Below are 25,186 nucleotides of genomic sequence, written 5' to 3'. Positions count from 1 at the left end.
GTCATGCCTTCCGTTCAACAAGCAGGATGTGGTCGCAAGCAAGCACCACTTCGTCCCGCTGATTAAGCACTTCGCACCGCTCAGTAACGCGGCCCATATTTGTCCGTTTCGGATCGTCTTCCTTTGCGCTGATCGTCACGCGCGTGCGGATCGTATCGCCGATATGCACCGGACGCACGAACCTAAGGCGGTCATAACCATAGGAAAACGCAACAGGGTTAATGAGCGTCGCAGTCAGGCCGACGCCGATAGCAAACACCATCGTGCCATGCGCAATACGCTGTCCGCCCGGCAGAGTTTTTGCAAATTCCGCATCCATGTGGTGCGGAAAGAAATCACCCGTATGACCGGCATGCACCACGAAATCCGTTTCGGTGATCGTGCGGCCATAGGTTATGCGCTGGTGGCCCAGCTCATAGTCTTCAAAATAGATCGTTTGTTCAGACATAATCAGAACTCCGGTTTTGCAGCGAGCGGCGTGGCGGGCGCTGCGCTCGACTGATAAGCGGCTTCGACCAGCGCCATGGTGTGCCAGGCATCTTCGACCGAGCCGATCAATTCTGCATCTTCGCCGGTTGCGAAGCGCTGCAACTGCGCCATACGGTTTAAGAATGCGTCCGGAAACCATGCGCCTTCAAGCTCCACCTGCACCCAGTCGTCGCCGCCTTTTGGCTTAATCCAGAGCTCGTCCGGTTCGCCGTGCGGATAGTCGAGATTGACGCCGAGTTTCACGTAAGCCGCGCCTTCGGTGCCACAAATGCGGAACTCGCAGGCCTGAAATTTTCGACCAAAATCATGGTCGTGATTGATCGACAGCGCACAGCGCGCGCGGTTGCCGTAATCGAGAATAGCAGCCGTGCGGGTCTGGGCGACTTCGTGGTTCGGATGGCCAATGGTTTTGGCATGAACACCTTGCGGATTGCCAAGCAGACCGCGCACGAAATCAAGATAATGGATCGAGTGCATGGCGATCTCGATGCGCGGCAGGCCTTTGAGGAACGGCCACAGACCCCAAGGGGTCGCAAGCGCCAGCCATGCGTCGAAATCCACGACCTTACCAAGCAAGCCTTTATTCACGGCATCGTAAAGTGCCGACATCATCGGCGCAAAACGCAGCTGGAAATTCACCGCAGCCTTGAGATTGCGCGCACGGCAGACTTTCAGGATTTTCGTAGCACTTTCCAAGTCGCTGCCCATCGGCTTCTGAATGAGACACGCCGCACCTTCCGGCAATTGCGACAGGATCGAAGCATGGGCTGAGGGCGGCGTTGCCAGATCAAAGATTGCGTCTTCAACCGCAAGCGCTACCTCAAGGCTTTCAAAAGCCTTCACGCCCCATTGATCGGCAAGCGCTGAAGCCTTGTCCAGATTAGGATCGAAAATCCCTGCAACCGGAAAGCCGCCCTTTTGATAAGCTGGCAGATGCGCGTCGCCGACAATACTGCCCGCACCGAAAATCACGATCGGCTTTGGCTGCTTGGGCTTCGGCCACCACTGGCGCAGGGCTTTTGAATCAAAGACCTCAGTCATGATGGAAAACTTCCTCCATCATTGCCCACCACTCGCCGTCTTTACGGGTTTCAAGTGGCTTCTGGCATGGCATGCAGACCGACCACCATTCCTGATTTTTGGGATTGTCGGCCATCTTTTTCATGTCGGCTCTAAAGTCGGTGCCGACATAGTCCCAGGTACCGAACAGCAGGTTTTCCGGCTCTTTGAGAAAGATCGTATAATTGGTGATGTTGCATTCGGAAATGAGTGCGAGAATTTCCGGCCACACGCTCGCGTGCAACTTTTTATAGTCTGCGATCTTTTCAGGCTTCAGCCCGATCACCATACCCATTCTTTGAACCATTACGATCTCACGATCTCGCGGGTGAATTCGGAAACCGAACGCGCGCGTACAGCATCCCAATCCCAAGAAATACCAATGCCAGCTTCCGATGGGGCAATGGCGTGGCCATCACGAATTTCCATGCCCTTTGTGGTCAGGTCATCAAGCTGCGGGATATATTCGACATAGCGCCCGTTCTGCACGGCACAGGTGAGGCTGACATGCAGTTCCATAAGAAAGTGCGGGCAGACCGGAATGTCGAACGCTTCTGCGGCGTGGGCCACTTTCAGCCATGGTGTGATGCCGCCGATGCGCGCCACATCCACCTGAACGATAGAGCATGCGCCCTTCTGCATATATTCGCGGAAATGGCGGATCGAATAGATCGATTCACCCACCGCAATCGGTGTCGGTGTGGAACGGGTCAGGCGGATATGGCCATCAAGATCATCCGCCGGAAGCGGCTCCTCAATCCATGCAAGATCAAGTTCTTTCAGACGCTCGGCGCGGCGGATCGCTTCATCCACGCTAAAGCCCTGATTGCAGTCGGTCATGATCTCAAAGCCATTACCAACGGCTGCGCGAACAGCCGCAAGACGTGCATAGTCTTCCGAACCATGCGGCTTGCCGATCTTGACCTTGGAGCCAGAAAAGCCCTTGGCCTTGGCGGCTAGCGCGTCCTCGACCAGTGCTTCTTTATCAATATGCAGCCAACCGCCTTCGGTCGTGTAAAGCGGACAACGATCCTTGGCGCCGCCTGCAAGCTTCCACAGTGGCAGGTTCTGCTTTTTCGCACGCAAGTCCCAGAGGGCTGTATCAATTGCGGCAAGCGCAAGCGCGGTAATCGCGCCAATGGTTGTGGCATGGGTCGCGAATTCGAGCTTGCGCCAGATTGCTTCAATGCAATCCGCATCCTCATTGATGATCAGCGGCACCATATGATCGCTCAACAGCCGCATAACGGACGAGCCGCCGGTGCCGATAGTATAGCTATAGCCTGTACCAACAGCACCATCGCTGTCGGTGATGGTGACAATTGGCGTTTCCTGACTGACAAAGCTCTGGATCGCATCGGTGCGTTTGACCTTCGGCGGAAGGTCAACCATGCGCAGTTCGATTTTTTCAATCCGTGCCATGATTAAACTGCCAAACTCTTACCACTTGCCGCATCAAACAGATGCGCCTGCGATAGATCAAAATGCATTGAGATCGCTTCGCCGGAGTTAAGGTGACGCGGGTTGAGCATGCGCGCCACCCATTCCTTTCCGGCAAACTCGACAAAGACCAGCGTTTCATTGCCAAGCGGTTCGGTGATCGAGACAGTCATATCCTGCTCATGCGATGTTCCGGCATCGCCGGTAGAAATGCCGTGGCCGGTCGGGAACAGATCATCCGGGCGAAGGCCGAATGTGACCTTCGCGCCTTCCGTGACCTTGGCTTTGAATTGTGCGGGCACTGGCAGACGTTCACCCGTGGCAAAAACCAATTCTGCACCTTGCACCGTTGCCTCGGCCATATTCATCGGCGGCGAGCCGATGAAGCCAGCGACAAACTGCGTTGCCGGACGCTTGAACACTTCATCAGGTGTTCCGACCTGCTCAATATGGCCATCGCGCATGATGACGATACGATCAGCCAGCGTCATGGCCTCGACCTGATCATGCGTCACGTAAACAACTGTCGACTGAACCTTGGCATGGAGCTTCTTGATCTCAGTGCGCATCTGCGTGCGCAGCTTCGCATCGAGGTTTGAAAGCGGTTCGTCAAACAGAAACACTTCCGGATTGCGCACGATCGCGCGTCCCATGGCAACGCGCTGGCGCTGACCGCCTGAAAGCTGCGCCGGACGACGTTCCATCAGCGCTTCAAGGCCAAGAATGCTGGATGCTTCATTGACGCGGCGGTCGATTTCCGCCTGCGGCTGCTTAGCGATTTTGAGCGAGAAGCCCATGTTCTCACGCACCGACATATGCGGATAAAGCGCATAGGACTGGAACACCATAGAGATGTTGCGATCACGCGGCGGCAAATCGTTGACTTGCCTGCCGCCGATTTCGAGTGCGCCATCCGAGATGCTTTCAAGACCTGCAATCATGCGCAGCGTCGTGGACTTGCCACAGCCCGAAGGACCAACAAGCGCAACAAATTCCTTGTCGGCGATTTCGAGATTGATGCCATGCACCACTTCGACAGTGCCATAACGCTTGACAAGATTTTTAATGGAAAGCTGAGCCATTTTATATCAACCTTTAACCGCGCCGAACGTCAGGCCAGCAACAAGATGCTTCTGAACGATGAATGTGAGGGTCAGCGCCGGAATAATCATCACGACCGCCAGCGCGCACATGCCACGCCAGTCGATGGTGAATTCAGCGGTGTAATCGAGAAGACCAACAGGAAGGGTCTTGGAATTAATAGAACGGGTGAGCTGGGAAGCCAGCGCATATTCGTTCCATGAGGTGAGAAAAGCGAAGATGCCTGCGGTCGCAATGCCCGGACCAGCCAGTGGAAACTCCACCTGCCAGAAAGCCTGCCAGCGTGTGCAGCCATCAATCTGCGCTGCTTCCGCCAAGTCTTTTGGCACCTGACGGAAGAAGCCGTCGATCAGCCAGATGGTGAAAGGCACATTGAGCGCCACATAGGTGATAATCAGGCCGAAATGCGTGTCGATGATGCCAATACGCGAATAGAGCATGAAGAGCGGCAACGATAGCGCTATACCCGGCACCGAACGCGTCAGCATGAGACCAAGGAATGTCGTCGACTTGCCAAAGAAGCGGAAGCGCGCAAAGGCATAGCCACCCGAAACACCGACAACCAGCGCAATAAGGGTCGATGTGACCGAGATAATCAGCGAGTTGCGGAAATAATCCCAGACCGGAATACCGCCACCGCCTGCGCCTGAGAACATCGCATAATAAGCATCGAGCGTGATTTCCTGCGGAATCCAGACCGGAGGCTTTGCCATGATTTCAACGGGGGGACGCAGCGACGAAAGCACGATCCACAGACCGGGCAGGCAGATGATCGCCATCGCCAGAAACAGGCCAATGAGATAGGCGACTTTTTTGACGCGGCGCAGCAGGCGATGCTGATCATTAGAGAGTGTTGCGTGAGCCATGATTACCACTCCGCTCCGATTTGCGCGCGTGCAGCTGCAAGCTTGCGGAAAAACATTACGGTGAAGAGGATCGAAAGCAGGATCGCGACATAGGCCATGGCATTGGCAAGCCCCATCTGCGCATCCGAATAGGCGGTGCGTCCGACCAGCGTCCAGATCAACTCGGTGCGGCGTGCGGGGCCACCATCGGTCATGATTTTCACGATGTCATAAGCGCGTGCCACATCGAGCGAACGAATGGTCATTGCGATGAACGCAAACGGCATCAGATAAGGCCAGATGACATAGCGGAATGTCTGCCATGGCGTGCAGCCGTCAACACGCGCCGCTTCCACCGGATCCTGCGGCATCGACAGAAGACCGCCAAGAATGAGGATCGCGAATACCGAAGTGGACATCCAGACTTCTGCCAGCAGAATGGCAAACAGCGCCAGATTGCCGTCGATCAGCCACGGAATAGCCTGACTGGTGATGCCTAACGATTGCAGCGCATTGTTCACCAGACCAATATTGTCGTTGAACATGAACTTGAACTGGAAGCCGACCAGAACCGGCGAGAACATCATCGGGAACATCATCAGTGTGCGCAAAAGGCGCTGGCCATGGGTGGCCTTGTTGATGAGCAGCGCCAGACCAAGGCCGAGCAGCATTTCCAGATTGAGCGCAATGGTGAGGAAGATCACCGTGCGAATGAATGCAGCCCAGAACACCCAGTCGGTCATGATGCGCTGATAATTGCGCAGGCCGATAAAGGTAAACAGGCTGTCAGGACGCGTCAGCCGGAAAGGCGTGAAGCTTGAATAAAGTGAAAGCGCGAGGGGAAACAAAACCACCGCTGCGAGAATGATGAAGGCCGGAAGCAAAAGCAAAACCGGCGGGGAAATTCGTTTAAACATTGTTCTTCCGAGGCGGTGTATCAGCGGGAAACCCTGTCAAAACGGCCCGCCATTGGTTTTCCAAAGGCGAGCCACGGGGGTATTAAACGAGGTTACAGCTCGCCTACATCCTCAAGGATCAGCGTTGCCTTCTTGGCTGCATCATCAAGTGCCTGCTGTGAGGTCTTGTCGCCAAGGATAGCTGCCTGAAGTTCAGGATAGACAGCATTGGAAATCTCGATCCATGATGGGGTCTGCGGAACCGGGAACGCGGTCTTTGCCGTTTCCTGGAACACGGAGAGCACTTCCTTCTTATATGGATCAGAAGCGGCCTGCTCGATCACATAATCCCAGACAGCAGTACGAGTTGGCAACGTGCCTGCGGCTGATTCCTGCTTCTGCGAGTCTTCATTGGTCAGGAACCAGACAAGCGATGCAGCAGCATCCTTGTTGTCACAGGATTCTGTGACTGAGAAGCCATGATGACCTGACCAGCCCGTGCGCTTGCCAGCGGAACCTTCAGGTGCAACCACAACGCCGACATTGCCAGCAACTTTCGACGACTTTGGATCGTTGAAATAGGTTGCCCAGCCCGGCCAGTCCAGATTGAGCGCAATGGTGCCCGACGCAAAGCCAGCACCCAGCTCATCCCAGAGATAATTGGTGGTGCCAGCCGGAACAGCCTTGTCTTTATAGAGATTAACAAACCAGTCGAGCGCACGTACACCGGCTTCTGAGTTAAAAGCTGGTTTGCCGTCAGCATCCAGATATTCGCCGCCTTCAGCGACCAGCATTTCATAGAAGCGGCCATTGATGGCTTCTTCCTTGCCTGCAAACTGTGTGCCGTAGAAATTCGGTGGATCAGCAAAGAATACCGCCTGATCGGACACTTCTTTCCAGGTCTTAGGCGGTGCGAGATCGTAGCCGTATTTTTCCTTGAAAGCCGCCTTCTTGGCGTCATCTTCGTAAAGGCTCTTTTGATAATAGAGCGCCGAAACGTCAAACTGCGCGCGCGGCAGCATAACCAGCTTGTCGTTGAGTGTGGAAGCTTTGATCGTGGACGGAACAAAGCCTTCCAGTTCCTCTTTGGGAAGCAAGCCGTTCAGGTCTGCATAAAGGTCAGGATATTGCGGGGCAAATGAGGAATGGTTGGAGCCGACGCACCAGTTGATGGAGCGGGATGCAATGTCCGACTTGATTTCCTTGTCGAGCTCGAAGTGGTTCTTCTTGGAGAGAATATTGACCTTTGCGCCGGTCGCTTTTTCCCATTCAGCGATCCGCGAATAAAGCGCCTCATATTGCTGGCCACCAATCAGCTTGGCGTTGATTGTAACGCCTTCGAATTTACCCGGAAGATCGGCCGCCCCCGCAGAAATCATCCCTGTCGCCAGCAGAACAGAACCTGCCAGCACAGAAGTCGTAAAATTCCTCATGCTTTCCTCCTCATGACGGACACTCCCATATCCGCCCCCAATTGTGAATTCTATATTTATATGCAAACATAATATTCACAATGGGTCAAGGCGCTTTCGATATGATCCCGTCTTTCATCGCCGGCGGTATTCGCATATAAAATGAGATATTCATAAGGGGACTGAACTTGGAAACAGACGATCGTTATCGCGCTCCTGCACTCGATAAAGGACTGGACATTCTCGAATTGTTGGCCAGTGTCGATGGAGGTTTGAGTCAGGCCGAGATTGCCAAATATCTCGACCGCAGCCCCAACGAGTTTTACCGGATGCTGGACCGTCTGGTGAAGCGTGGTTACGTGACCAAGCTCGAAGGTGACCGCTATTCGCTGACGCTCAAGCTATTTGGCCTTGCGCATCTTCATGCGCCGGTACGCAGACTTGCTTCCTTTGCCACCCCCTTCATGCGCGAACTTGCGGATCGCTCACGGCAGGCCAACCAGTTGGCCGTGTTTGATCGCGGTTCCGTTGTGGTGATTGCGCAGCAGGAAGCCCCGGAATACTGGGGTATTTCGATCCGCGTCGGCTCACATATCAGCCTGTTTGACACAGGATCCGGTCATGTGCTGCTCGCCTTCCGCACACCGGAAGAGCGCAAGATGATGATCGCCGAATATGTCAAACACGGCGAAAGCGGCAATCTCGATGAAAGCTTCTATGAGCGGCTCGACCAAATCCGTGAGCGCGGCTATGAAATGATGCCCAGTGCACAGGTTGCGGGCGTCTATAACCTCTCCGCACCCATTCTCGGGCCGGATGGTTCCTGTATTGCAGCCCTCACCTGCCCCTATGTGACTTTGGTGAATTCAGCTTCCGCGCCTGACATTACCCAGACCATCAGCCTGCTGCAAAAAACCGTCAAAGATCTGTCCAGGCTCGTCGGATCAGATATTGGCACAACTGATTAAGGCTAAAGAGTAAATTCGTATTTGAAAACTCTCTTCTTTTTTGAAATTATGCAATCGGAGGAGAGTTTTTATGATTATCGATACGCATCTGCATCTGATTGACAAAAGCACGCTCAATTATCCATGGCTTGCGGACGTGCCTGCGCTCAACCGCGACTTCCTGTTTGAGACATACAGACAACAGGCAGAACGCTGCGGCATTCATGCCGCATTGCATATGGAAGTGGACGTTGCAGCGGATGCGATTGAAGCTGAAACCAAGCATATTCAGGATATTTCCATCGCCAATGGTGGCTTCATCAAAGGTGCAATAGCCTCATGTCGCCCGGAGGAACCGGGATTTGCCGCGTATCTGGAGCAGAGCCTGCGCAATCCCTTTATCAAAGGTTTTCGCCGTGTGCTGCATGTGGTGCCGGACGCACTTTCAGAAGGTGCTTTGTTTCGCGAAAATATCAAGCGGCTGCAAAGCACGGGCCTGACCTTTGATCTCTGCGCACTCCCGCATCAGATTGACAAGGTTCTGGCACTGGCCGACCTCGCACCGGACCTGCAATTCGTGCTTGATCACTGCGGCGTGCCGGACATCAAATCGGGCGCGCTGGAAGTCTGGCAGAAGGGCATCACCGAGATTGCGCAGCGCGATAATGTGGTCGCCAAGATTTCAGGTGTGGTCGCCTATGCAAAGCCTGAAAGCTGGACGGTCGAGACCCTGCGCCCCTATGTCGAGCATGTGATTCAGTCCTTCGGCTGGGAGCGGATCGTGTGGGGCAGCGATTGGCCGGTCTGCACCTTAGCGAGCAATGTCGATGCCGGTCTTTCCACATGGGTGGCGACAACCCATGCGCTGATTAAAGGATGCAGCGAAGACGAAAAGGCGCTGCTGCTTGCGGATAATGCAAGGCGCCTTTGGAAGCTATAAACTGATTGGGCTGGCGAGTTGATCGCCAGCCCAATATTTTTTGATTAAAAACTTGCGCGGAAAAGCCGGTTAAGATCGGCGACGACATGTTCCGCCTTTTCGTTTTGCTGCAAGCCCTTGTTGATGCGCTCGGAGGCCGCTTCCTGAAACGGCATATAGCCATCGTGACGCGGACGCACCCATGCGCCTTCCAGCGTCGAGCGGGTGTCGCGATAAAAGCCTAACGTCGCAGCATTGACTGCATCGTCTTCCCAGGCTCCCGCATGCCCCGGCTGGCCGTTGGAAGCAGCATAAAGCCCCTTTTGCACGTCACCGCTCGCGATCCAATAAGCAAAATCAATCGCGGCTTGCGGATGTTTGCTGAAGGCTGAAACGGCAATGCCCGTGCCCCCCAGAGCAGAACCCGCAACACCCGCCGGGCCCGATGGAATATCGGCAAAGCGGATCAGCCGGTCACGGAAGCCCGGCATGGCGTAATTCGCATAGCCGTAAATCAGCGGGGAGCAGGCGATTTCAGAGTCCGGCGCTGCCATTTCTTCAAACACGGCAATCGGATCCATGCCGAAACATTCAGGCGCAACCAGCGAAGCCAGTTCGCGCAGTTGTTCGAAAGCGTGTGAGCCATCCTCAACAGAGATCAGTTCGCCTTCCACTGAGCAAGGTGTTCCGGCATTGGCGGCGAGTGTATAAAAGCTCATCAACGAATGCGGTGAGCGCAGGGGCAAAAGCACCTTGCCAGCGCGGGCAAGACGCAGCACTTCGCCCCATGAAATGGCCGGATCATCCATCAGGTCAGGACGCCATGCCTGAACCTGTGTCGCTGAATCCACTGGAAATGCCCATTGCCGGCCTTGCCAGTTATAGCTTGGAAAAGATTGGCCCACGGAGCCATCGGCAAGCGCCGCAAGTTCCGCTTCGCGCCCCGGAACATCAAGCGGCAGCAGACAGCCTTCTTTAGTGATCTGGCCGACATGCGGATGGTCGATCACGATCATATCGAAATTGCGCGCCAGTTCCTCAACCGGAAAGGTCTCGAAATCCTGTAGCGAGCGCTTTTCCCACTCGATTTCAACGCCCTTGTCAGCAAGCCATTGTTGAGCACCCGCAACCATCGGATCATAGCCGCGCGGGTGGCTCCAGGTCATGCCTTTCAGCTTAATCGTGCTCATAGTCCGAATTCCTCGCGAATTTCTTTGCTGTTTTCGCCAATGCGCGGCGCGGCGCGTGCGACCTTCGGGCGCTGCCCATTGATGCGCAGCGGCGAACGCGTCGTGGTGATGGAAACATCATCCGCACGGGTGACTGTTTGCAGCATGTCGAGGGTCGCAAACCCTTCGCTTTTGAGCAGTTCTTCCCAATTGAGAACGCGGGCACACCAGACGTCGGCCGGTTCCAGAATGGCGAGCCACTCATCGACGGTTTTCTCCGCAATACGCGCAGCAATCAGACGTTTAATTTCATCGCGCTGTGCAAATGCAATCTTCGGATCGTCCATGAAAGGCGCAAGTGTATCTGTTTCAAGCAGGGGTGCGAGTTTCGCAATCGGCATCATGGCAATCGCCAGATAGCCGTCCGACGCCGGATAAACCCCATAGGGTGCTGAAAGATAAGCGTGGGCGCTACGGAACTCAGAACGCTTTGGCAGACGACGACCGTCGTTCAGGTGGGTGGTCAGCACTTCAAACTGGAAATCGACCAGTGCTTCGAGAAGGCTGGTTTCGACATGCGAGCCTTTATTTGTGATGCCACGGCGCACCAATGCTGCGAGAATACCTTGTGCAGCCGCAGCCCCTGCCAGCATATCGGCGACCGCAAGACCAAAAGGGACCGGGCCTTGGCCCTCATCACCATTGAGCCACATCAGGCCCGAACGTGCCTGCGCCAGCAAGTCCTGTCCCGGACGCCCGACCCATGGCCCCTCTTCGCCATAGCCACTGATTGATGCATAGACGAGACGCGGGTTGATTTGCTGAACGGCCTCGTAATCAAGGCCAAGACGCTTAATAACACCGGGACGGAAGTTCTGGATCAGCACATCGGCCTGTGTGAGAAGTTTCTTCAGCGCGTTGAGATCGTCGGGATTTTTGAGGTCAATCGCAAGGCTGTCTTTCCCGCGATTGATCGCATGAAAAATCGTGGAATCGCCGCCAATTTCCGTGTCGCTCAGATAAAGTCGGCGCGAAAGGTCGCCGCCATCGGGCCGTTCAATCTTGATGACACGTGCGCCCAGATCCATCAGACGCAACGAACAATAAGGCCCCGACAGAAACTGGCTCATATCGACAACGACAAGCCCGCTCAGCGGCAGTTCGCTTTCCGACATTGGGAAATCCCCTCCTCATGAATTTCTTATGTGAATATAGTCTTCACATATGGATTAATGGAAGGCAAGACCGAAATGAAGCGCAGAATACAAAAACGCCGCCCGGTTGGGCGGCGTTTTCAGTAACACAGGGGATCAATCAGACTTCATTGCTGGCCAGTTCCAGCAAAGTCCACACATGATCTGCAAACGAATTCCACACTTCGATGCGGTAATGATCGGCATCCCATTTCAACAAAATGATCTGGGCGTGATCGAAGATTGTTCGGGCAGCACCCGGATGCCGCATCTCGGCAAGATTAAGCGGCGAAGCGGCATTGAGCAGCCATTCGGCCTTGGAACCGGAAATATCGATGCCGGTTTCGCGGTGACTGACTTCCGTCAGGCTATGCGGCTCATTTTCATAAAGCTTGGCAAAAGCCTGTGTAATGGCTGCGCCTCTGCTTTCGTCTGCCCAGATATACCATTCATCCGGTCCGATGCAGGCAACCGCAATATCATCTGTGCGGATAAGACCACCGACTTTAGCCGGAATTTTTGCGCCCAGTGCCTTTTCAGCCAAGCCCAGTTTTTCAGGCGCAATGCGCAGAATGAAACGGGCTGCATCTTCTGCAGCAAAGATTTCCAGACGACCGGGAATGACAACCTTGCGGTTCGAATAAGGTTTTGTCTCAACAAGCATGGTTCAATCCTTATCCGTTTAACTTCTTGCCTTCGGGATCATAGAAAACCATACCCGAAACAACTGCTTCATGTACGCTACCATCCGGCATCGGCATATAAAGCGTTTCGCCCATACGATCCTTGCCGCCCGATACCACAGCCATGGCGATAGACCGGCCAAGCGCCTCGCTCCAGTAAGCCGACGTGACATGGCCAAGCATCGTCATCGGAACAGCCTGCTTTGGATCGGCGACAATCTGCGCACCTTCTTCGAGCACCAGCTTTGGATCTTTGGTTAGAAGGCCGACCAGATGCTTGCGATCCTTTTTCAGCATGTCGGGGCGTGTCAGCGAACGCTTGCCGACGAAATCCGGTTTCTGCTTGCCAACAGCCCAGCCAAGACTTGCATCATCCGGTGTTACCGTGCCGTCCGTATCCTGACCGACAATGATATAGCCTTTTTCCGCGCGCAGAACGTGCATGGTTTCGGTGCCGTAGGGCGTAATGTCATATTGCTGACCCGCCTCATAAAGCGCCTTCCACAGCGAAAGACCGTAACGAGCGGGCACGTTGATTTCATAGCCGAGTTCGCCGGTGAAGCTCATGCGGAACAGACGTGCAGGCACACCAAGGAATTTGCATTCCGCCACCGACATATGCGGGAAGGCTTCATCGGAAATATCCAGACCTTCAACCATTGGCTCAATGAGCTTACGTGCATTCGGGCCATTGATTGCCACCACAGCCCACTGTTCCGTGGTCGATGTGAGCGAGACCTTCAAGTCCGGCCATTCAGTCTGGAGATAATCTTCCATCATATTAAGAACGCGAGCTGCACCGCCGGTCGTGGTGGTCACATGGAAGCGGTCCTGTGTCAGACGACCAACAACACCGTCATCGCGGATGAAGCCATCTTCGCCGAGCAGCAGACCATAACGGCAGCGCCCGACACCAAGTTTCGTCCATGGATTGGTATACATACGGTTCATGAATTCAGCCGCATCCGGGCCAACCACTTCGATCTTGCCGAGCGTTGAAGCGTCGAACATGCCCAATGATTCACGTGTAGCACGACATTCACGCGCCACAGCCTGATGCATGTCTTCGCCAGTTTTCGGGAAGTACCATGCGCGGCGCCACAGCGAAACCGGCTCGAAAGCTGCGCCATGCTGCTCGGCCCAAGCGTCAATTGGCGTCTTGCGCGTGACATCAAACAGTGGCCCACGATTATAACCGCAGAAAGCGCCAAAGGTTGTTGGCGTATAAGGCGGACGGAAGGTCGTGAGGCCAACCTGCGGCGTTGGGCGCTTCAACGCATCGGCTGCAACAGCCAGACCGTTGATGTTCGAGGTCTTGCCCTGATCTGTCGCCATGCCATTGGTAGTATAGCGCTTGACATGCTCAATGGAGTGGAAGCCTTCACGCACAGCCAAACGAATATCCTTCGCGGTCACATCGTTCTGGAAATCGATGAAAGCCTTGGCTTTGCCCGGATCGCGATCCGTTGGCAGTTCGCGCACGCTGATGCCATCGCAGATGAAATCACCGGCAACCGCATATTCCGATGCCTTGGCTTTATGCCCTGCATCCTTCGCAGCGGCAGCACCCGCTTCCGCACCCTCACGAAGAGCGGCCTGTAGATCAAAGTTGCCATTGCCTGCACCGGCACAGCGGCTTTCCTCGGTGCGTTCGCCCGGCAGATAGATCTGGCGCGCCTCGTCCCAGATCAGCGAGCCTTTGGTGTGCGAGAAAAGATGCACGCTCGGATTCCAGCCGCCAGACATCAGCAGCACATCGCAGACGATCTTGCGCGCAGCACCGACCGAACCATTGGAAACCGGATTAGCACGCACGGACGATACGCGATGGCGTCCGCCTGTATCCGTCACGGTCCAGCCGGTCAGCGTTTCAATGCCGAGCATTTTTGCGCGATTGATAAGGCTGTCGGCAACGCTTGAACGCACATCGATGATGGCCGGAATTTTCACGCCTGCAACCGCGAGATCAAAAGCTGCAAGCCATGCGCTGTCATGCGAGGTGACGACAACCGCCTGATTGCCGACCTTGACGCCATAGCGGTTGAGATAGGTGCGTGCCGCGGAAGCCAGCATCACGCCGGGGCGGTCATTGCCGGCAAAGACCAGCGGCTTTTCGATAGCGCCCTGCGCCAAAACTACCTGCTTTGCACGCACGCGCCACATACGTTCACGCGGCGCATTGGTGGCGGGCTTTGCCTGATGATCGGTCAGGCGCTCGCAAAGCCCGACCATGTTCTGATGATAATAGCCAATGGCCGTTGTGCGCGGCAAAAGCGTGACATTCGGATTGGCTTTGAGTGCAGCGATCGTCTCATTGAGCCAGTCCCAGCTTGCGCGGCCATTGATAACCGGCTCTGGTTCGGACAAAAGCGAGCCACCAAACTCAGCCTGCTCATCAACGAGAATAACTTTTGCGCCGCTCTTTGCGGCCTCTAAAGCAGCCGCCAGACCGGCAGGTCCGCCACCGGCGATCAGCACGTCGCAGAAAGCATAGCGGCTGGCATAAGTGTCTGGGTCCGGTTCGGATGGCGATTTGCCAAGACCGGCAGCGCCACGGATGAAAGGCTCATAGACCTTGTTCCAGAAGCTCTTCGGCCACATGAAGGTCTTGTAGTAAAAGCCTGCCGAGAAGAACATGTAGAGCGCATCATTGATCGCGCCGACATCGTGTTTCAGCGACGGCCAGTGGTTCTGCGTTTCGGCCTTCAGACCGTCATAGAGTTCGAGCACCGTTGCGCGGGTATTCGGCTCGTAGCGACCCGGTCCTCTTGAGACGCCCATCAGCGCATTCGGCTCTTCGGAACCTGCGGAAAGAATACCGCGCGGACGGTGGTATTTAAATGAACGACCGGCCAGATGCTCGCCATTGGCAAGCAAAGCGGAGGCCAGCGTGTCGCCTTCAAAACCCGCATAGGATTTGCCATTGAAGCTGAACCGTACGGATTTGGCCTTATTGACACGGCCTTTGTTATGAATGCGCATATCGGTCATTATTTTGTCTCCGCAGCCGGAGTTTCTGCCAAAGCAGGACGGGGTTCACCGGCCTTGTAGGTGGTGACAAACTTGTCGCTCACCGTGTCACGCACCGCATTGAAGAAGCGACCGCAGCCATTGATATGCCGCCAGCGTTCATAATGGGTGCCGCGTGGATTGGAGCGTGTGAACAGGAAATCACGCCATTCATCATCGGAAAGCGTCGAGGGGTCGGCTGGACGCGCGATATGCGCTTCACCTGCATAAGCGAATTCCAGTTCAGGACGTTCCATCTCGCAATAAGGGCAACGGATAAGAAGCATTTTGTGTTTCCCCTATTCCTTAGTGCGCCACAGCGGCAGCAGCCGCTTCGTCGATCAGGCGACCGGTGGTGAAGCGTTCAAGCGTAAACGGTGCATTGATCCAGTGCGGTTCGTCACGGGCAATCGTATGCGCAAAGACATTGGCAGAACCCGGCGTCGCCTTGAAACCGCCCGTACCCCAGCCGCAATTGACATAAAGGCCCGGCACCGGCGTCTTGCCAATGATCGGCGAACGATCCGGCGTAACATCAACGATACCACCCCATTTGCGCAACATGCGCATACGGGTGAAAATCGGGAAAACTTCGCAGATGGCAGCCAGCGTATGCTCGATCAACGGCAGACCGCCGCGCTGACTATAAGAGACATACTGATCAGTACCCGAACCAATCACCAGCTCGCCCTTGTCGGACTGGCTGATATAGGCATGGACCGTGTTGGACATGACCACGCAAGGGAAGATCGGCTTGACCGGCTCGGATACAAGCGCCTGTAGCGGATAGCTTTCAAGCGGCATACGCACACCGGCCGTATCCATAACAACCGATGTGCTGCCAGCAGCCGACACCGCCACCTTCTTCGCCTTGATGAAACCGCGCGGCGTTTCAACGCCGGTCACACGACCAGAGGCATCGCGACGAATAGCCGTTACCGGGCAATTCTGAATAATATCGACGCCACGCTCCGTCGCACCACGTGCATAGCCCCACGCAACCGCATCGTGACGGGCAACACCACCGCGCCGCTGCAAGGTGGCACCAACAACCGGATAGCGCGCATTGGCTGAAATATCGAGCGGCGGGCAGAATTCCTTCGCCTGCTCTTTGGTCAGCCATTCATTGTCGATGCCATTGAGACGGTTGGAATGGATGTGCCGCTTGAAGCTCTGCACATCATGCACGGTGTGCGCCAGCATCATCACGCCGCGCTGCGAGAACATAACGTTATAATTGAGGTCCTGACTAAGCCCTTCCCACAGTTTCATCGCATGTTCGTAAAGATGTGCGCTCTCGTCATAGAGATAGTTGGAGCGGATAATGGTGGTGTTTCGACCGGTATTGCCGCCGCCAAGCCAGCCTTTTTCAATCACCGCAACATTGGTGATGCCGTGCTCTTTCGCCAGATAATAGGCTGCACCCAGACCATGCCCGCCAGCACCGACAATGATCACATCATATTCGGCCTTGGGTTCGGCATTCGGCCATTGCGGTTTCCAGTTCTTGTTGCCGGACAGCGCATTGCCAACGATGGAAGCTAACGAAAAGCGGGACATATACAAACCACCAGTCTTACGGTTCATGCTCTCCTGTGGCGCATGAAAAACCTCTGACGAGATTTGTATTGGGTAGCGCATAAAATCGACAGCAGACTTGCGTCAAAAGACGACACAAATACGACATGACCACCATTTCGCGACATTGTCGCCACAAGGCCTTTGGGCCGCTCGTTCTTCGTATTTCGTAAAAGACACCACATTAGAAATCTTCAAAAAGATTTCATACTAATAGGACAACAATATTGTCCTTTTCTCTTTTCTTTTATTGCGTGAAGCGCTACTCAAGCGCTCATAAACACCCCTTTAAAGAGGGATAAAAGCAAGAAAGGTGATTTTATGACTAAGGAGAATATACTCGAAAGCGCTCTCGTTCGTCTTGATGAGGCTGCAAGTCATATCAATATCGATCCGGATGTTATCGAAAAGCTGAAATACGCCCGCGAAACCATGAAAGTGCGGTTGATGATCCGCATGGATGATGGATCGCGCAAATCCTTTCTTGCATGGCGCTGCCGTTATGACGACACGCGCGGACCGACCAAAGGCGGCATTCGCTACCATCCCGAAGCAACCGCTGAAGAAGTCGAAACGCTCGCTTTCTGGATGACCTTCAAATGCGCGGTCATGAACCTGCCTTATGGCGGCGGCAAGGGTGCCATTCAGGTTGATCCGCGTCAGCTCTCGAAAGCTGAACTGGAGCGTCTGTCGCGCGCCTATATTCAGGCTTTCTCCGGCATTATCGGCCCAGATCGCGATATTCCGGCACCGGACGTTTACACCAACTCGATGATTATGGGCTGGATGGCAGACGAGTATTCGCAGATCGTCGGCCAGTCTTCGCCCGCTGTTATCACCGGCAAGCCGCTGGCACTGGGCGGTTCTCTGGGTCGTAACGATGCGACAGCACGCGGCGGCTTTTATCTGGTGCGCCATCTTGCAGATGACCTCGGCCTCTCAAAGCAGCTTCGCGTCACGGTTCAGGGTTTTGGCAACGCCGGTCAGTTTATTGCAAAGCTGATGGCCAGCGATGGCCACAAGATCGTTGCCGTTTCGGATTCATCAGGAGCCGTCTACTGCGCTGATGGGCTTGATCTTGATGCCCTTCTGGAAGCCAAGGCACAGAACAAATCGGTTGTTTCCACCGCTGGCACCAGGGGGCATGAAGCCATTACCGCCAGTGAACTGGTTGCCGTGGATTGCGATGTTCTGGTGCCAAGCGCGATGGAAAACATGATCCATGCCGAGAATGCCGGTTCCATCAAAGCCAAGTTGATTGTCGAGCTTGCCAATGGTCCTGTGAGCGCTGAGGCTGACAAGATTCTGGCTGCGAACGGCACGATTGTGCTGCCGGATATTCTGGCAAACGCCGGTGGCGTGACGGTTTCGTATTTCGAGTGGGTTCAGAATCGTCAGGGTTATTACTGGACGCTCGAAGAAATCCATGAACGCCTCAAAACCATCATGGAACGCGAGGGACGCGCCATCTGGAACCACGCGAAACAACATAATGTCAGTCTTCGGACCGCCGCTTATGTTCATGCGCTGGAACGTCTTGCGCAGGCTATCGAAGCACACGGCACGCAAAACGATTTTGCAGCCTGATCTTTTGACTTGAATTGGTCCCTCCTGCCAGACTGTTGTCAGGAGGGAATTTTATATAAACTTTTCTTTTTGCCCGCGTGCCATAGTTTATCCGACATGGAATGAAACCAGCGCAGTGGGAAAAGAAACATGTTTTATCAAAGCCTTTTGAAGGGGTCTGCTTTCGCACTCGCCCTTTTAGCCGGTGCAAGCGCGCTCGCGAGCGTGGCGCAGGCACAGGTTGTCGTATCCTCCAAGATCGATACCGAAGGTGGCGTGCTTGGCAATATTATCATCGCGGTTCTCAACGCCAACAATATTGAAACCAAGGACCGCATCCAGCTTGGAGCCACGCCCGTTGTTCGTCAGGCCATAAGGGCTGGGGAAATCGATATTTATCCGGAATATACCGGCAATGCCGCGTTCTTTTTCAACAAGGCGGATGATCCGCTCTGGAAAGATCCACTCAAGGCTTATGAGACAGCCAAAAAGCTTGATTATGATGCCAATAAAATTGTCTGGCTTGCGCCTTCGCCTGCCAATAACACCTGGGGCATTGCCATTCGCAAGGATATCGCCGACGAAAACAAACTGATAAGCTTGAGCGATTTTGGGAAATACACCGCCGATGGCGGCAAGGTGGTGCTTGCTGCATCGTCTGAATTTGTCAATTCGGCTGCGGCCTTGCCCGCATTCCAGACGGCCTATGCATTCACGCTTAAACCCGATCAGCTCATTACGCTCTCTGGCGGCGATACGGCAGCAACAATTTCAGCGGCAGCCAGTCAGACAAGCGGGGCAAATGCGGCTATGGTTTATGGCACCGATGGCGGCATCGCCCCTTCGGGTCTGGTGGTGCTAGAGGATGATAAGCACGTTCAGCCGGTCTATCAGCCAGCGCCGATTATTCGCGAAGACGTGCTTAAGAAGAATCCCGAAATTGAAGCTTTGTTGAAGCCGGTCTTTGAGAAACTCGACCTCACCACACTTCAGGACCTCAATGGTCGTGTCCAGCTTGGCGGGGAGCCGGCAAAGGCCGTTGCTGAAGACTTTCTCAAGAAAAACGGCTTTATCAACTAAGCTGACAGGGCAGCGAATTCTTGTCAGATACAATCACACATCACCGCCCATCGCACGGGACTGAAAAACGTTTGATTGACAAACTCGGACTGGTTTTCGCGGTCTTGGGCATGGGCGGAGTGCTGCTGCCTTTTGTGACCTTGCGTCCAAACCGTATTGTGCAGGGAGAGGCACGCTTCCTGTTGGATGCCTTGCCAAGTTCAGTGAGCGCGGTGCTTCTCGCGGTCCTTGTAGCAAGCCTGATGATTGCGCTGTTTGTCAACACCCGGCTTCTCAGGCTTGCCGCAAGCAGCATTGCCCTTGCATGTTTGCTTGTGGCGCTGGGAAGTGCGGCGTCCCACCTCATGCCGGAGGGCAACGCCTATGCCCGTGTTTCGCCCGCCTCAGGCTTCTGGCTTTTGCTTTTCATGGCTGGGCTTTATGTGGCTGACAGTCTGGTGCGCTTGCAGATGCAACCGCTCGCCCGCATCGGGCTGCTGCTTTTTGCAACCGTGCTCTTGGGGTTGCTGTTATCGTCTACGCTCTGGGACAACATTTCCTTTATGAAGGAATATCAAAGCCGGGCACAGAGTTTCTGGAACGAAGCGCACCGGCATGTGGAACTGGCCCTGGGATCGCTTATTGCCGCAACCGTGATCGGCGTCCCCCTCGGTCTCGTCTGCTATCGCCTGCCCAGATTGCGCGCATATGTTCTCAACAGTCTCAACATCGTGCAGACAATTCCGTCCATGGCGCTTTTCGGGCTGTTGATCGCTCCGCTTGGCTGGTTTGCAATGCAGTTTCCGTGGGCGGCCAGCCTTGGCATTCGCGGCATTGGTGCCGCGCCCGCCTTTGTTGCGCTGTTTCTTTATTCGCTGCTGCCAATTGTCGCCAATACCGTGACAGGCCTGACCAATGTTCCTGCACCCATCACCGATGCGGCGCGCGGCATGGGCATGACGCGGTTGCAAAGCCTTTTTAAAACCGAAATGCCTCTGGCTTTTCCGGTCATTCTGACTGGCATTCGCATCGTGATGATTCAAAATATCGGACTGACCACCATTGCTGCATTGATCGGCGGCGGCGGTTTTGGCGTTTTCGTGTTTCAAGGCATTGGACAGAACGCCATGGATCTCGTGCTTTTGGGCGCGCTCCCCACCGTTCTGCTGGCCTTTGCTGCGGGTGTCATTCTCGATACCATCATAGACATTGCCCAAAAAGAGAAAACCGCATGATCGAGTTTGACCGCATTACCAAGCTTTATAACGGACGGGCAGCCGTTGACAGCGTCAGCTTCATGATCAAGCCGCACAGCATTGCAGCGATTGTCGGAACGTCCGGCTCGGGCAAAACAACCTTGCTGCGCATGGTCAACCGGCTGGAGGAGCCAACACATGGCGAAATCCGCATTGACGGCCAAACTATTCACGATGTGCCAGGCTATGAACTGCGGCGGCGTATCGGTTATGTCATCCAGCAACATGGGCTCTTCCCCCATCGCAGCGTCGCCGAAAACATCGCCACGGTTCCTGTTCTTTTAGGCTGGTCAAAAAGCCGTATAGAAGCCCGCGTCGATGAATTGCTCGAATTATTCCAGCTTGAACCGCAAGATTATCGCGACCGTTATCCGCATGAGCTTTCAGGCGGGCAGGAGCAGCGTGTCGGGGTGGCCCGCGCCCTTGCAGCAAGCCCGAATATTCTGCTGATGGACGAACCTTTCGGAGCACTTGATCCCATTGTCAGGTTGAAGGCACAGGAAGATCTCAAAGCCATCCAAAAACGTCTTGGCACGACCATCCTGCTGGTTACGCATGATATGGAGGAAGCGATTTCGCTTGGCGACAGTATTGCGGTGATGGACGATGGAAAGTTGCTGCAATATGGCGCACCGGCGGAAATCCTCGCACATCCGACAAGCGAATTCGTGGAGCGTCTGGTCGGCACCGGTGAACGCCCGTTCCGGCTTTTGTCATTAACCGACCTTAAAACGGTGCTGCAACCGGGAGACGCCACAGGCGCAGCCCTTCCCGTCACAGCGTCGCTGCGCGATGCACTGGCGGAGCTGCTTTGGTCGGGGCGTAAAGCGCTGCCGGTTCACGATCATGACGGCAGGTCTCTGGGCCGCGTGACGCTGGAAACACTTCTGCATCAGGCCGAGCGTCCCAGATGAAATTTCTTGTATCTCTCGCGCCGCGCCTGCTGCTTTTTGTCGTGTTGTTGCTGTTTCTTTTGCATCCGCATATGTTCGAACCGCTGTTGCGTCCGCTTGTCAATGAAGGCGCACCGGTCATTTATGCGCGCGCAAGTCTGCTGACCCTGACATTACAGCATCTTGGGCTTGTCGCCGCTGCAACATGTGCTTCAGCGATCATCGCCACTGCAATGGCAATCGGGGTTACGCGTGCATCGGGTGCGGAGTTTCTTCCGCTTTCACGAAGCCTTGTGAATATCGGGCAGACCTTTCCGCCTGTTGCCGTCCTCGCCCTTGCCGTTCCCGTGTTTGGTTTTGGCGATAAGCCAACACTTATCGCCCTGTTTCTTTATGGGATGTTGCCAATTTTTGAGAATACGCTCACAGGTTTGACCACCCTACCCGCGCCCGTGGTCGAAGCTGCCCGCGGCATGGGAATGACCAGCATGCAGCGCCTTGTAAAAGTGGAATTGCCCCTTGCAACACCAGTCATTCTGGGCGGCATCAGGCTGTCTGCGGTGATCGGACTTGCAACCGCCACAATCGGCTCCACAGTCGCAGCAAAGACGCTCGGCGAAGTCATCATCGCCGGGCTAATTTCCAACAATCTGGCTTTCATTATGCAAGGCGGTCTGGTGGTGGCCGCGCTTGCTATTTTGATTTTCGATAGCTTTCAGGCGCTTGAACGTCTGCTTGCAAAACGTATGGGACAAATTCCGGGTTAGATCTATAAATAGCGAGTAAGCGTTCCTATATGCTGGCAAAGAGAAAGCATTTCCAATAATTCAATCAAAACAGGAAATGCTCTATAAGCGGCGAGGAACAGGATGAATATCGGACAGGCAGCCACCGCATCGGGCATATCGGCGAAAATGATCCGCCATTATGAAGCCATCGGACTGATCGACGCCGCCGATCGGACCAGTTCCGGCTATCGCGTCTACACGCAAAAAGATGTCGAAACGCTGCGCTTCATTCGCTCAAGCCGTGATCTCGGATTTCAGGTCGATCAGATCAAAGCACTGCTCGCGCTCTGGCGGGATCGCAATCGTGCATCATCGGATGTGAAGAAGGTTGCGCTTATTCATGTTGAAGAACTGGAGGCCAAGATGCGCCAGCTTCAGGACATGGCCAACACGTTGCGTCACCTCGCGCATAACTGCCATGGGGATAATCGCCCCGACTGCCCGATCATTCAGGAGCTGGCCAACAGCAACGCCGAACAGTCCCACCGAAAAATGCCACGAAAAGGTGAACTGCTGCACGGAAAGCTTTGAACGAAAAAACGCCGGGAAATCCCGGCGTTTTCGTTTGATAAGCGGTGTTATTTCGGCAGCTTGTAAGCGATCACATAATCGCCGGGCTTCGTGCCCACCGAACCATGACCACCGGCAACCATCAGCACATATTGCTCATCATCAACGGTATAGGTCATTGGTGTTGACTGACCACCCGCAGGCAGGCGTGCTTCCCAAAGCACCTTGCCATTGGTGAGATCATAAGCACGCAGATAGTCATCCACGGCTGCACCAAGGAACGCCACGCCACCAGCCGTAATCATCGGGCCACCAATACCGGGAACACCAACTTTAAGCGGCAGAGGAACAGGCGCCATATCCTCGATTGTCCCATTGCGGTGCTTATAGGCAATTTTGCCGGTGCGCAGATCAACCCCCGCAACAAAGCCCCATGGCGGTGTCTGGCACGGAATGCCGAGCGGGCTGACGAATGGCCCCATAAAGACGCCATACGGTGCGCCGTCATTGCGGTTCAGTCCCTGCTCGCTGCCCTTCTCATCCTGACCGCGTGGCGGAACATCCGCACGTGGGACGAGCTTTGAGGTGAAGGCCAGATAAGTCGGCATACCGAACATAACCTGACGCACAGGATCGACCGCCACGCTGCCCCAGTTGAAGACACCGAAATTGCCCGGATAGACAATGGTGCCCTTCAGTGAAGGCGGAGTGTAACGGCCTTCATAGAAATGCTGGCGGAAAGCAATGCGGCATGCCAGCTGATCAAACAGTGTCACGCCCCACATGCTGCTTTCTGTAAGCGGTGCCGGGCTGAATGTCAGATCAGAGATCGGCTGCGTTGGGGATGTATGATCTTCCGCGATCGCGCCTGTTGGTGCTGCAATCTCGCTGATCGGGATGATTGGCTCACCCGTTCGGCGGTCCAGCACATAAATATCGCCCTGCTTGGTTGGACCAACCAGTGCCGGTACACCGTTGATCTCCAGCAGAACCGGCTGAGCGGGAACATCCATATCCCAAAGATCGTGGTGAACCGTCTGGCGCACCCACTTGACTTGTCCCGTATTCACATCAAGGGCGACAATAGACGACGAGTATTTCTCAACATGATCGCTGCGATCCATGCCAAGCTGATCAGGAACCTGATTGCCCAGCGGAATGAAGATCAGGCCAAGCCCTTCATCGACGCTGAAAACTGACCAGCTGTTGGGCGAGTTCGTCGTGTAGTACTGGCCTTCCGGCAAAGGCGTCGTAACATCAGGATTGCCCGAATCCCAATTCCATAAGAGATCACCGGTGCGAATATCGAAGGCGCGGATAACGCCCGACTGTTCTTCGGTCGAATAATTATCATTAACCGCACCGCCGACGATAATCTTGTCACCAACGACTGCCGGCGGCGAGGTCGAATAATAATAGCCAGCCGGATTATATTTCATGCCCTGACCAAGATCGAGCGTGCCGCCATTGGCAAAATCGGTGCAAATTTCACCCGTCTGCGTATCAAGCGCAATCAGGCGCGCATCCGAAGTCGGCAGATAAACGCGTTCGGAACATTTGGCACCGGCGGTTACGGTCGAATCTTTCCAGTAGCTCACACCGCGGCAAGTCTGGTGCTGACGGTCCGTATTGAAGCCGACCTTGGGATCGAATTTCCACTTTTCCTTGCCGGTTGCCGCATCCAGCGCAATCGCCCAGTTGTGCGGCGTGCAGAGGTAAAGGGAATCGCCAATTTTCAGCGGTGTCACCTGATAGGTGGTTTCGCCCACATCCTGCGGCTGCTTCACGTCGCCGGTTTGATATTGCCAGGCAACTTGCAGCTTGGAAACATTTTCCGGCGTTATTTGTGTGAGGGGCGAATAACGCTGGCCATAAGGCGTACGGCCATATTGATGCCACTCGCCATCCGGCACATTGCCACCCAGATCAGGTGATGAAACCACCTTTTCGGTGGGCAGGTCGCCCGAAATATTCCACGGATCCTGCGTCATTGAATAACCGGCAACCACCAAAGCCGCCAGTGTGGCAATGGTCAGTGGCAAACCGCCACCATTGAGTGGTTTTCTGATCCATGGGGTGAGCAACCATAGACCAAGCAGAACGATAACGCCGCCTGTTGAACCAAGTCCCCACCAGTCGAAGCCGACTTCAGACACGGCCCAGCCAAGTGCGCCGAGAATGACGAGCGCGTAAATCCAAAGCGCAATTGCGCTTCTCTTGAGGAGGAAAAAGCCCGTCAGAAGAAAGCCAATGGCAGCAATGACGAAAAACCAGCTGCCGCCCAGCGTGACAAGGTAGATGCCTGCGGCACCCAGTCCAAGACCTATCAATAAAAGTAAAATAGCCGTCAGATAAACAAGCAAGACATTACCCC

At 54.8% G+C, this 25,186-nt stretch carries 23 protein-coding genes; 8 read left to right on the top strand and 15 right to left on the bottom strand.

The features are described 5' to 3' along the window. Position 1: 1 nt before the first annotated feature. From ABE527_RS01815 to ABE527_RS01780, 8 genes are all read right to left on the bottom strand, one after another. On the bottom strand, positions 2-448 hold the full coding sequence (locus ABE527_RS01815) for a MaoC/PaaZ C-terminal domain-containing protein (protein ID WP_499695908.1): 447 nt from the start codon (positions 446-448) through the stop codon (positions 2-4). A 2-nt stretch (positions 449-450) separates the two neighbouring features. Further along, positions 451-1,530 carry a Gfo/Idh/MocA family protein gene (locus ABE527_RS01810; protein WP_499695907.1) on the bottom strand — a complete coding sequence of 360 codons (1,080 nt, stop codon included), beginning with the start codon at positions 1,528-1,530 and terminating at the stop codon, positions 451-453. After that, complete coding sequence (locus ABE527_RS01805; RefSeq protein ID WP_265982816.1) at positions 1,523-1,855, bottom strand: L-rhamnose mutarotase; 333 nt, start codon at positions 1,853-1,855, stop codon at positions 1,523-1,525. The genes ABE527_RS01810 and ABE527_RS01805 overlap by 8 nt, the downstream gene beginning before the upstream one ends. Then, positions 1,855-2,970: a mandelate racemase/muconate lactonizing enzyme family protein gene (locus tag ABE527_RS01800; RefSeq protein WP_499695906.1), complete on the bottom strand. Its 1,116-nt coding sequence runs from the start codon at positions 2,968-2,970 to the stop codon at positions 1,855-1,857. Before ABE527_RS01800 ends, ABE527_RS01805 begins: the two co-directional genes overlap by 1 nt. A 2-nt stretch (positions 2,971-2,972) precedes the next feature. Continuing rightward, the gene (locus ABE527_RS01795; protein ID WP_265982814.1) at positions 2,973-4,070 is read right to left on the bottom strand and encodes an ABC transporter ATP-binding protein; all 1,098 of its coding nucleotides are present in this window, start codon (positions 4,068-4,070) and stop codon (positions 2,973-2,975) included. Positions 4,071-4,076: 6 nt separating this feature from the next. Further along, complete coding sequence (locus tag ABE527_RS01790; RefSeq protein WP_265982813.1) at positions 4,077-4,955, bottom strand: carbohydrate ABC transporter permease; 879 nt, start codon at positions 4,953-4,955, stop codon at positions 4,077-4,079. 2 nt (positions 4,956-4,957) lie between these two features. Beyond that, complete coding sequence (locus ABE527_RS01785; RefSeq protein WP_499693362.1) at positions 4,958-5,851, bottom strand: carbohydrate ABC transporter permease; 894 nt, start codon at positions 5,849-5,851, stop codon at positions 4,958-4,960. Positions 5,852-5,943: 92 nt separating this feature from the next. Beyond that, the gene (locus ABE527_RS01780; RefSeq protein WP_265982809.1) at positions 5,944-7,263 is read right to left on the bottom strand and encodes a type 2 periplasmic-binding domain-containing protein; all 1,320 of its coding nucleotides are present in this window, start codon (positions 7,261-7,263) and stop codon (positions 5,944-5,946) included. A gap of 152 nt (positions 7,264-7,415) precedes the next feature. On the opposite strand from ABE527_RS01780, the gene ABE527_RS01775 reads away from it, so the two are divergent. Both ABE527_RS01775 and ABE527_RS01770 read left to right on the top strand, forming a co-directional pair. Beyond that, positions 7,416-8,210 carry an IclR family transcriptional regulator gene (locus tag ABE527_RS01775; protein WP_265983833.1) on the top strand — a complete coding sequence of 265 codons (795 nt, stop codon included), beginning with the start codon at positions 7,416-7,418 and terminating at the stop codon, positions 8,208-8,210. Positions 8,211-8,280: 70 nt separating this feature from the next. Beyond that, complete coding sequence (locus ABE527_RS01770) at positions 8,281-9,129, top strand: amidohydrolase family protein (protein ID WP_499695905.1); 849 nt, start codon at positions 8,281-8,283, stop codon at positions 9,127-9,129. A 44-nt stretch (positions 9,130-9,173) separates the two neighbouring features. Here ABE527_RS01770 and ABE527_RS01765 read toward each other — a convergent pair whose 3' ends face one another. The 6 genes from ABE527_RS01765 to ABE527_RS01740 all read right to left on the bottom strand — a co-directional run bounded on the left by ABE527_RS01765 (position 9,174) and on the right by ABE527_RS01740 (position 16,722). Next, a complete protein-coding gene (locus ABE527_RS01765; protein ID WP_499695904.1) occupies positions 9,174-10,298 on the bottom strand; it encodes an ABC transporter substrate-binding protein in 1,125 nt (374 codons plus the stop codon). After that, positions 10,295-11,452: a CaiB/BaiF CoA transferase family protein gene (locus ABE527_RS01760; RefSeq protein WP_499695903.1), complete on the bottom strand. Its 1,158-nt coding sequence runs from the start codon at positions 11,450-11,452 to the stop codon at positions 10,295-10,297. The genes ABE527_RS01765 and ABE527_RS01760 overlap by 4 nt, the downstream gene beginning before the upstream one ends. Positions 11,453-11,591: 139 nt before the next feature. Next, on the bottom strand, positions 11,592-12,134 hold the full coding sequence (locus tag ABE527_RS01755) for a sarcosine oxidase subunit gamma (RefSeq protein ID WP_499695902.1): 543 nt from the start codon (positions 12,132-12,134) through the stop codon (positions 11,592-11,594). A gap of 10 nt (positions 12,135-12,144) precedes the next feature. Beyond that, entirely contained in the window at positions 12,145-15,144 is a 3,000-nt protein-coding gene (locus ABE527_RS01750) for a sarcosine oxidase subunit alpha (RefSeq protein WP_499695901.1), read from the bottom strand. After that, positions 15,144-15,449 carry a sarcosine oxidase subunit delta gene (locus ABE527_RS01745; protein WP_007873390.1) on the bottom strand — a complete coding sequence of 102 codons (306 nt, stop codon included), beginning with the start codon at positions 15,447-15,449 and terminating at the stop codon, positions 15,144-15,146. Before ABE527_RS01745 ends, ABE527_RS01750 begins: the two co-directional genes overlap by 1 nt. Before the next feature lie 19 nt (positions 15,450-15,468). After that, complete coding sequence (locus tag ABE527_RS01740; protein ID WP_499696315.1) at positions 15,469-16,722, bottom strand: sarcosine oxidase subunit beta family protein; 1,254 nt, start codon at positions 16,720-16,722, stop codon at positions 15,469-15,471. Between the two features lie 339 nt (positions 16,723-17,061). Between ABE527_RS01740 and ABE527_RS01735 the strand changes: the two genes are divergently transcribed. The 6 genes from ABE527_RS01735 to cueR all read left to right on the top strand — a co-directional run bounded on the left by ABE527_RS01735 (position 17,062) and on the right by cueR (position 22,833). Beyond that, a complete protein-coding gene (locus ABE527_RS01735; protein WP_499695900.1) occupies positions 17,062-18,327 on the top strand; it encodes a Glu/Leu/Phe/Val family dehydrogenase in 1,266 nt (421 codons plus the stop codon). A gap of 129 nt (positions 18,328-18,456) precedes the next feature. Next, positions 18,457-19,386: a glycine betaine ABC transporter substrate-binding protein OsmF gene (osmF, locus tag ABE527_RS01730; protein WP_499695899.1), complete on the top strand. Its 930-nt coding sequence runs from the start codon at positions 18,457-18,459 to the stop codon at positions 19,384-19,386. Positions 19,387-19,406: 20 nt separating this feature from the next. Next, on the top strand, positions 19,407-20,600 hold the full coding sequence (locus ABE527_RS01725) for an ABC transporter permease (protein ID WP_499695898.1): 1,194 nt from the start codon (positions 19,407-19,409) through the stop codon (positions 20,598-20,600). Beyond that, complete coding sequence (locus ABE527_RS01720; RefSeq protein ID WP_499695897.1) at positions 20,597-21,535, top strand: ABC transporter ATP-binding protein; 939 nt, start codon at positions 20,597-20,599, stop codon at positions 21,533-21,535. Before ABE527_RS01725 ends, ABE527_RS01720 begins: the two co-directional genes overlap by 4 nt. Further along, the gene (locus ABE527_RS01715; protein ID WP_499695896.1) at positions 21,532-22,281 is read left to right on the top strand and encodes an ABC transporter permease; all 750 of its coding nucleotides are present in this window, start codon (positions 21,532-21,534) and stop codon (positions 22,279-22,281) included. The genes ABE527_RS01720 and ABE527_RS01715 overlap by 4 nt, the downstream gene beginning before the upstream one ends. Before the next feature lie 102 nt (positions 22,282-22,383). Then, entirely contained in the window at positions 22,384-22,833 is a 450-nt protein-coding gene (gene cueR, locus ABE527_RS01710; RefSeq protein WP_265982793.1) for a Cu(I)-responsive transcriptional regulator, read from the top strand. A 47-nt stretch (positions 22,834-22,880) separates the two neighbouring features. Here the strand turns inward: cueR and ABE527_RS01705 are convergent, their stop codons facing one another. Further along, positions 22,881-25,175, bottom strand: a complete 2,295-nt coding sequence (locus tag ABE527_RS01705) for a glucose/quinate/shikimate family membrane-bound PQQ-dependent dehydrogenase (protein ID WP_499695894.1) — start codon at positions 25,173-25,175, stop codon at positions 22,881-22,883. Positions 25,176-25,186 lie beyond the last annotated feature (11 nt).

This window comes from Brucella sp. TWI432, from assembly GCF_039674445.1.
GTDB lineage: Bacteria > Pseudomonadota > Alphaproteobacteria > Rhizobiales > Rhizobiaceae > Brucella > Brucella chromiisoli.
This window is presented reverse-complemented; position numbering and strand designations above follow the sequence as displayed.

What these genes read in the sequence shown, in the direction of transcription:
- ABE527_RS01815 (WP_499695908.1), bottom strand. Translation starts at nt 448, where the DNA reads ATGTCTGAACAAACGATCTATTTTGAAGACTATGAGCTGGGCCACCAG.
- ABE527_RS01810 (WP_499695907.1), bottom strand. Translation starts at nt 1,530, where the DNA reads ATGACTGAGGTCTTTGATTCAAAAGCCCTGCGCCAGTGGTGGCCGAAG.
- ABE527_RS01805 (WP_265982816.1), bottom strand. Translation starts at nt 1,855, where the DNA reads ATGGTTCAAAGAATGGGTATGGTGATCGGGCTGAAGCCTGAAAAGATC.
- ABE527_RS01800 (WP_499695906.1), bottom strand. Translation starts at nt 2,970, where the DNA reads ATGGCACGGATTGAAAAAATCGAACTGCGCATGGTTGACCTTCCGCCG.
- ABE527_RS01795 (WP_265982814.1), bottom strand. Translation starts at nt 4,070, where the DNA reads ATGGCTCAGCTTTCCATTAAAAATCTTGTCAAGCGTTATGGCACTGTC.
- ABE527_RS01790 (WP_265982813.1), bottom strand. Translation starts at nt 4,955, where the DNA reads ATGGCTCACGCAACACTCTCTAATGATCAGCATCGCCTGCTGCGCCGC.
- ABE527_RS01785 (WP_499693362.1), bottom strand. Translation starts at nt 5,851, where the DNA reads ATGTTTAAACGAATTTCCCCGCCGGTTTTGCTTTTGCTTCCGGCCTTC.
- ABE527_RS01780 (WP_265982809.1), bottom strand. Translation starts at nt 7,263, where the DNA reads ATGAGGAATTTTACGACTTCTGTGCTGGCAGGTTCTGTTCTGCTGGCG.
- ABE527_RS01770 (WP_499695905.1), top strand. Translation starts at nt 8,281, where the DNA reads ATGATTATCGATACGCATCTGCATCTGATTGACAAAAGCACGCTCAAT.
- ABE527_RS01765 (WP_499695904.1), bottom strand. Translation starts at nt 10,298, where the DNA reads ATGAGCACGATTAAGCTGAAAGGCATGACCTGGAGCCACCCGCGCGGC.
- ABE527_RS01760 (WP_499695903.1), bottom strand. Translation starts at nt 11,452, where the DNA reads ATGTCGGAAAGCGAACTGCCGCTGAGCGGGCTTGTCGTTGTCGATATG.
- ABE527_RS01755 (WP_499695902.1), bottom strand. Translation starts at nt 12,134, where the DNA reads ATGCTTGTTGAGACAAAACCTTATTCGAACCGCAAGGTTGTCATTCCC.
- ABE527_RS01750 (WP_499695901.1), bottom strand. Translation starts at nt 15,144, where the DNA reads ATGACCGATATGCGCATTCATAACAAAGGCCGTGTCAATAAGGCCAAA.
- ABE527_RS01745 (WP_007873390.1), bottom strand. Translation starts at nt 15,449, where the DNA reads ATGCTTCTTATCCGTTGCCCTTATTGCGAGATGGAACGTCCTGAACTG.
- ABE527_RS01740 (WP_499696315.1), bottom strand. Translation starts at nt 16,722, where the DNA reads ATGTCCCGCTTTTCGTTAGCTTCCATCGTTGGCAATGCGCTGTCCGGC.
- ABE527_RS01735 (WP_499695900.1), top strand. Translation starts at nt 17,062, where the DNA reads ATGACTAAGGAGAATATACTCGAAAGCGCTCTCGTTCGTCTTGATGAG.
- osmF (WP_499695899.1), top strand. Translation starts at nt 18,457, where the DNA reads ATGTTTTATCAAAGCCTTTTGAAGGGGTCTGCTTTCGCACTCGCCCTT.
- ABE527_RS01720 (WP_499695897.1), top strand. Translation starts at nt 20,597, where the DNA reads ATGATCGAGTTTGACCGCATTACCAAGCTTTATAACGGACGGGCAGCC.
- ABE527_RS01715 (WP_499695896.1), top strand. Translation starts at nt 21,532, where the DNA reads ATGAAATTTCTTGTATCTCTCGCGCCGCGCCTGCTGCTTTTTGTCGTG.
- cueR (WP_265982793.1), top strand. Translation starts at nt 22,384, where the DNA reads ATGAATATCGGACAGGCAGCCACCGCATCGGGCATATCGGCGAAAATG.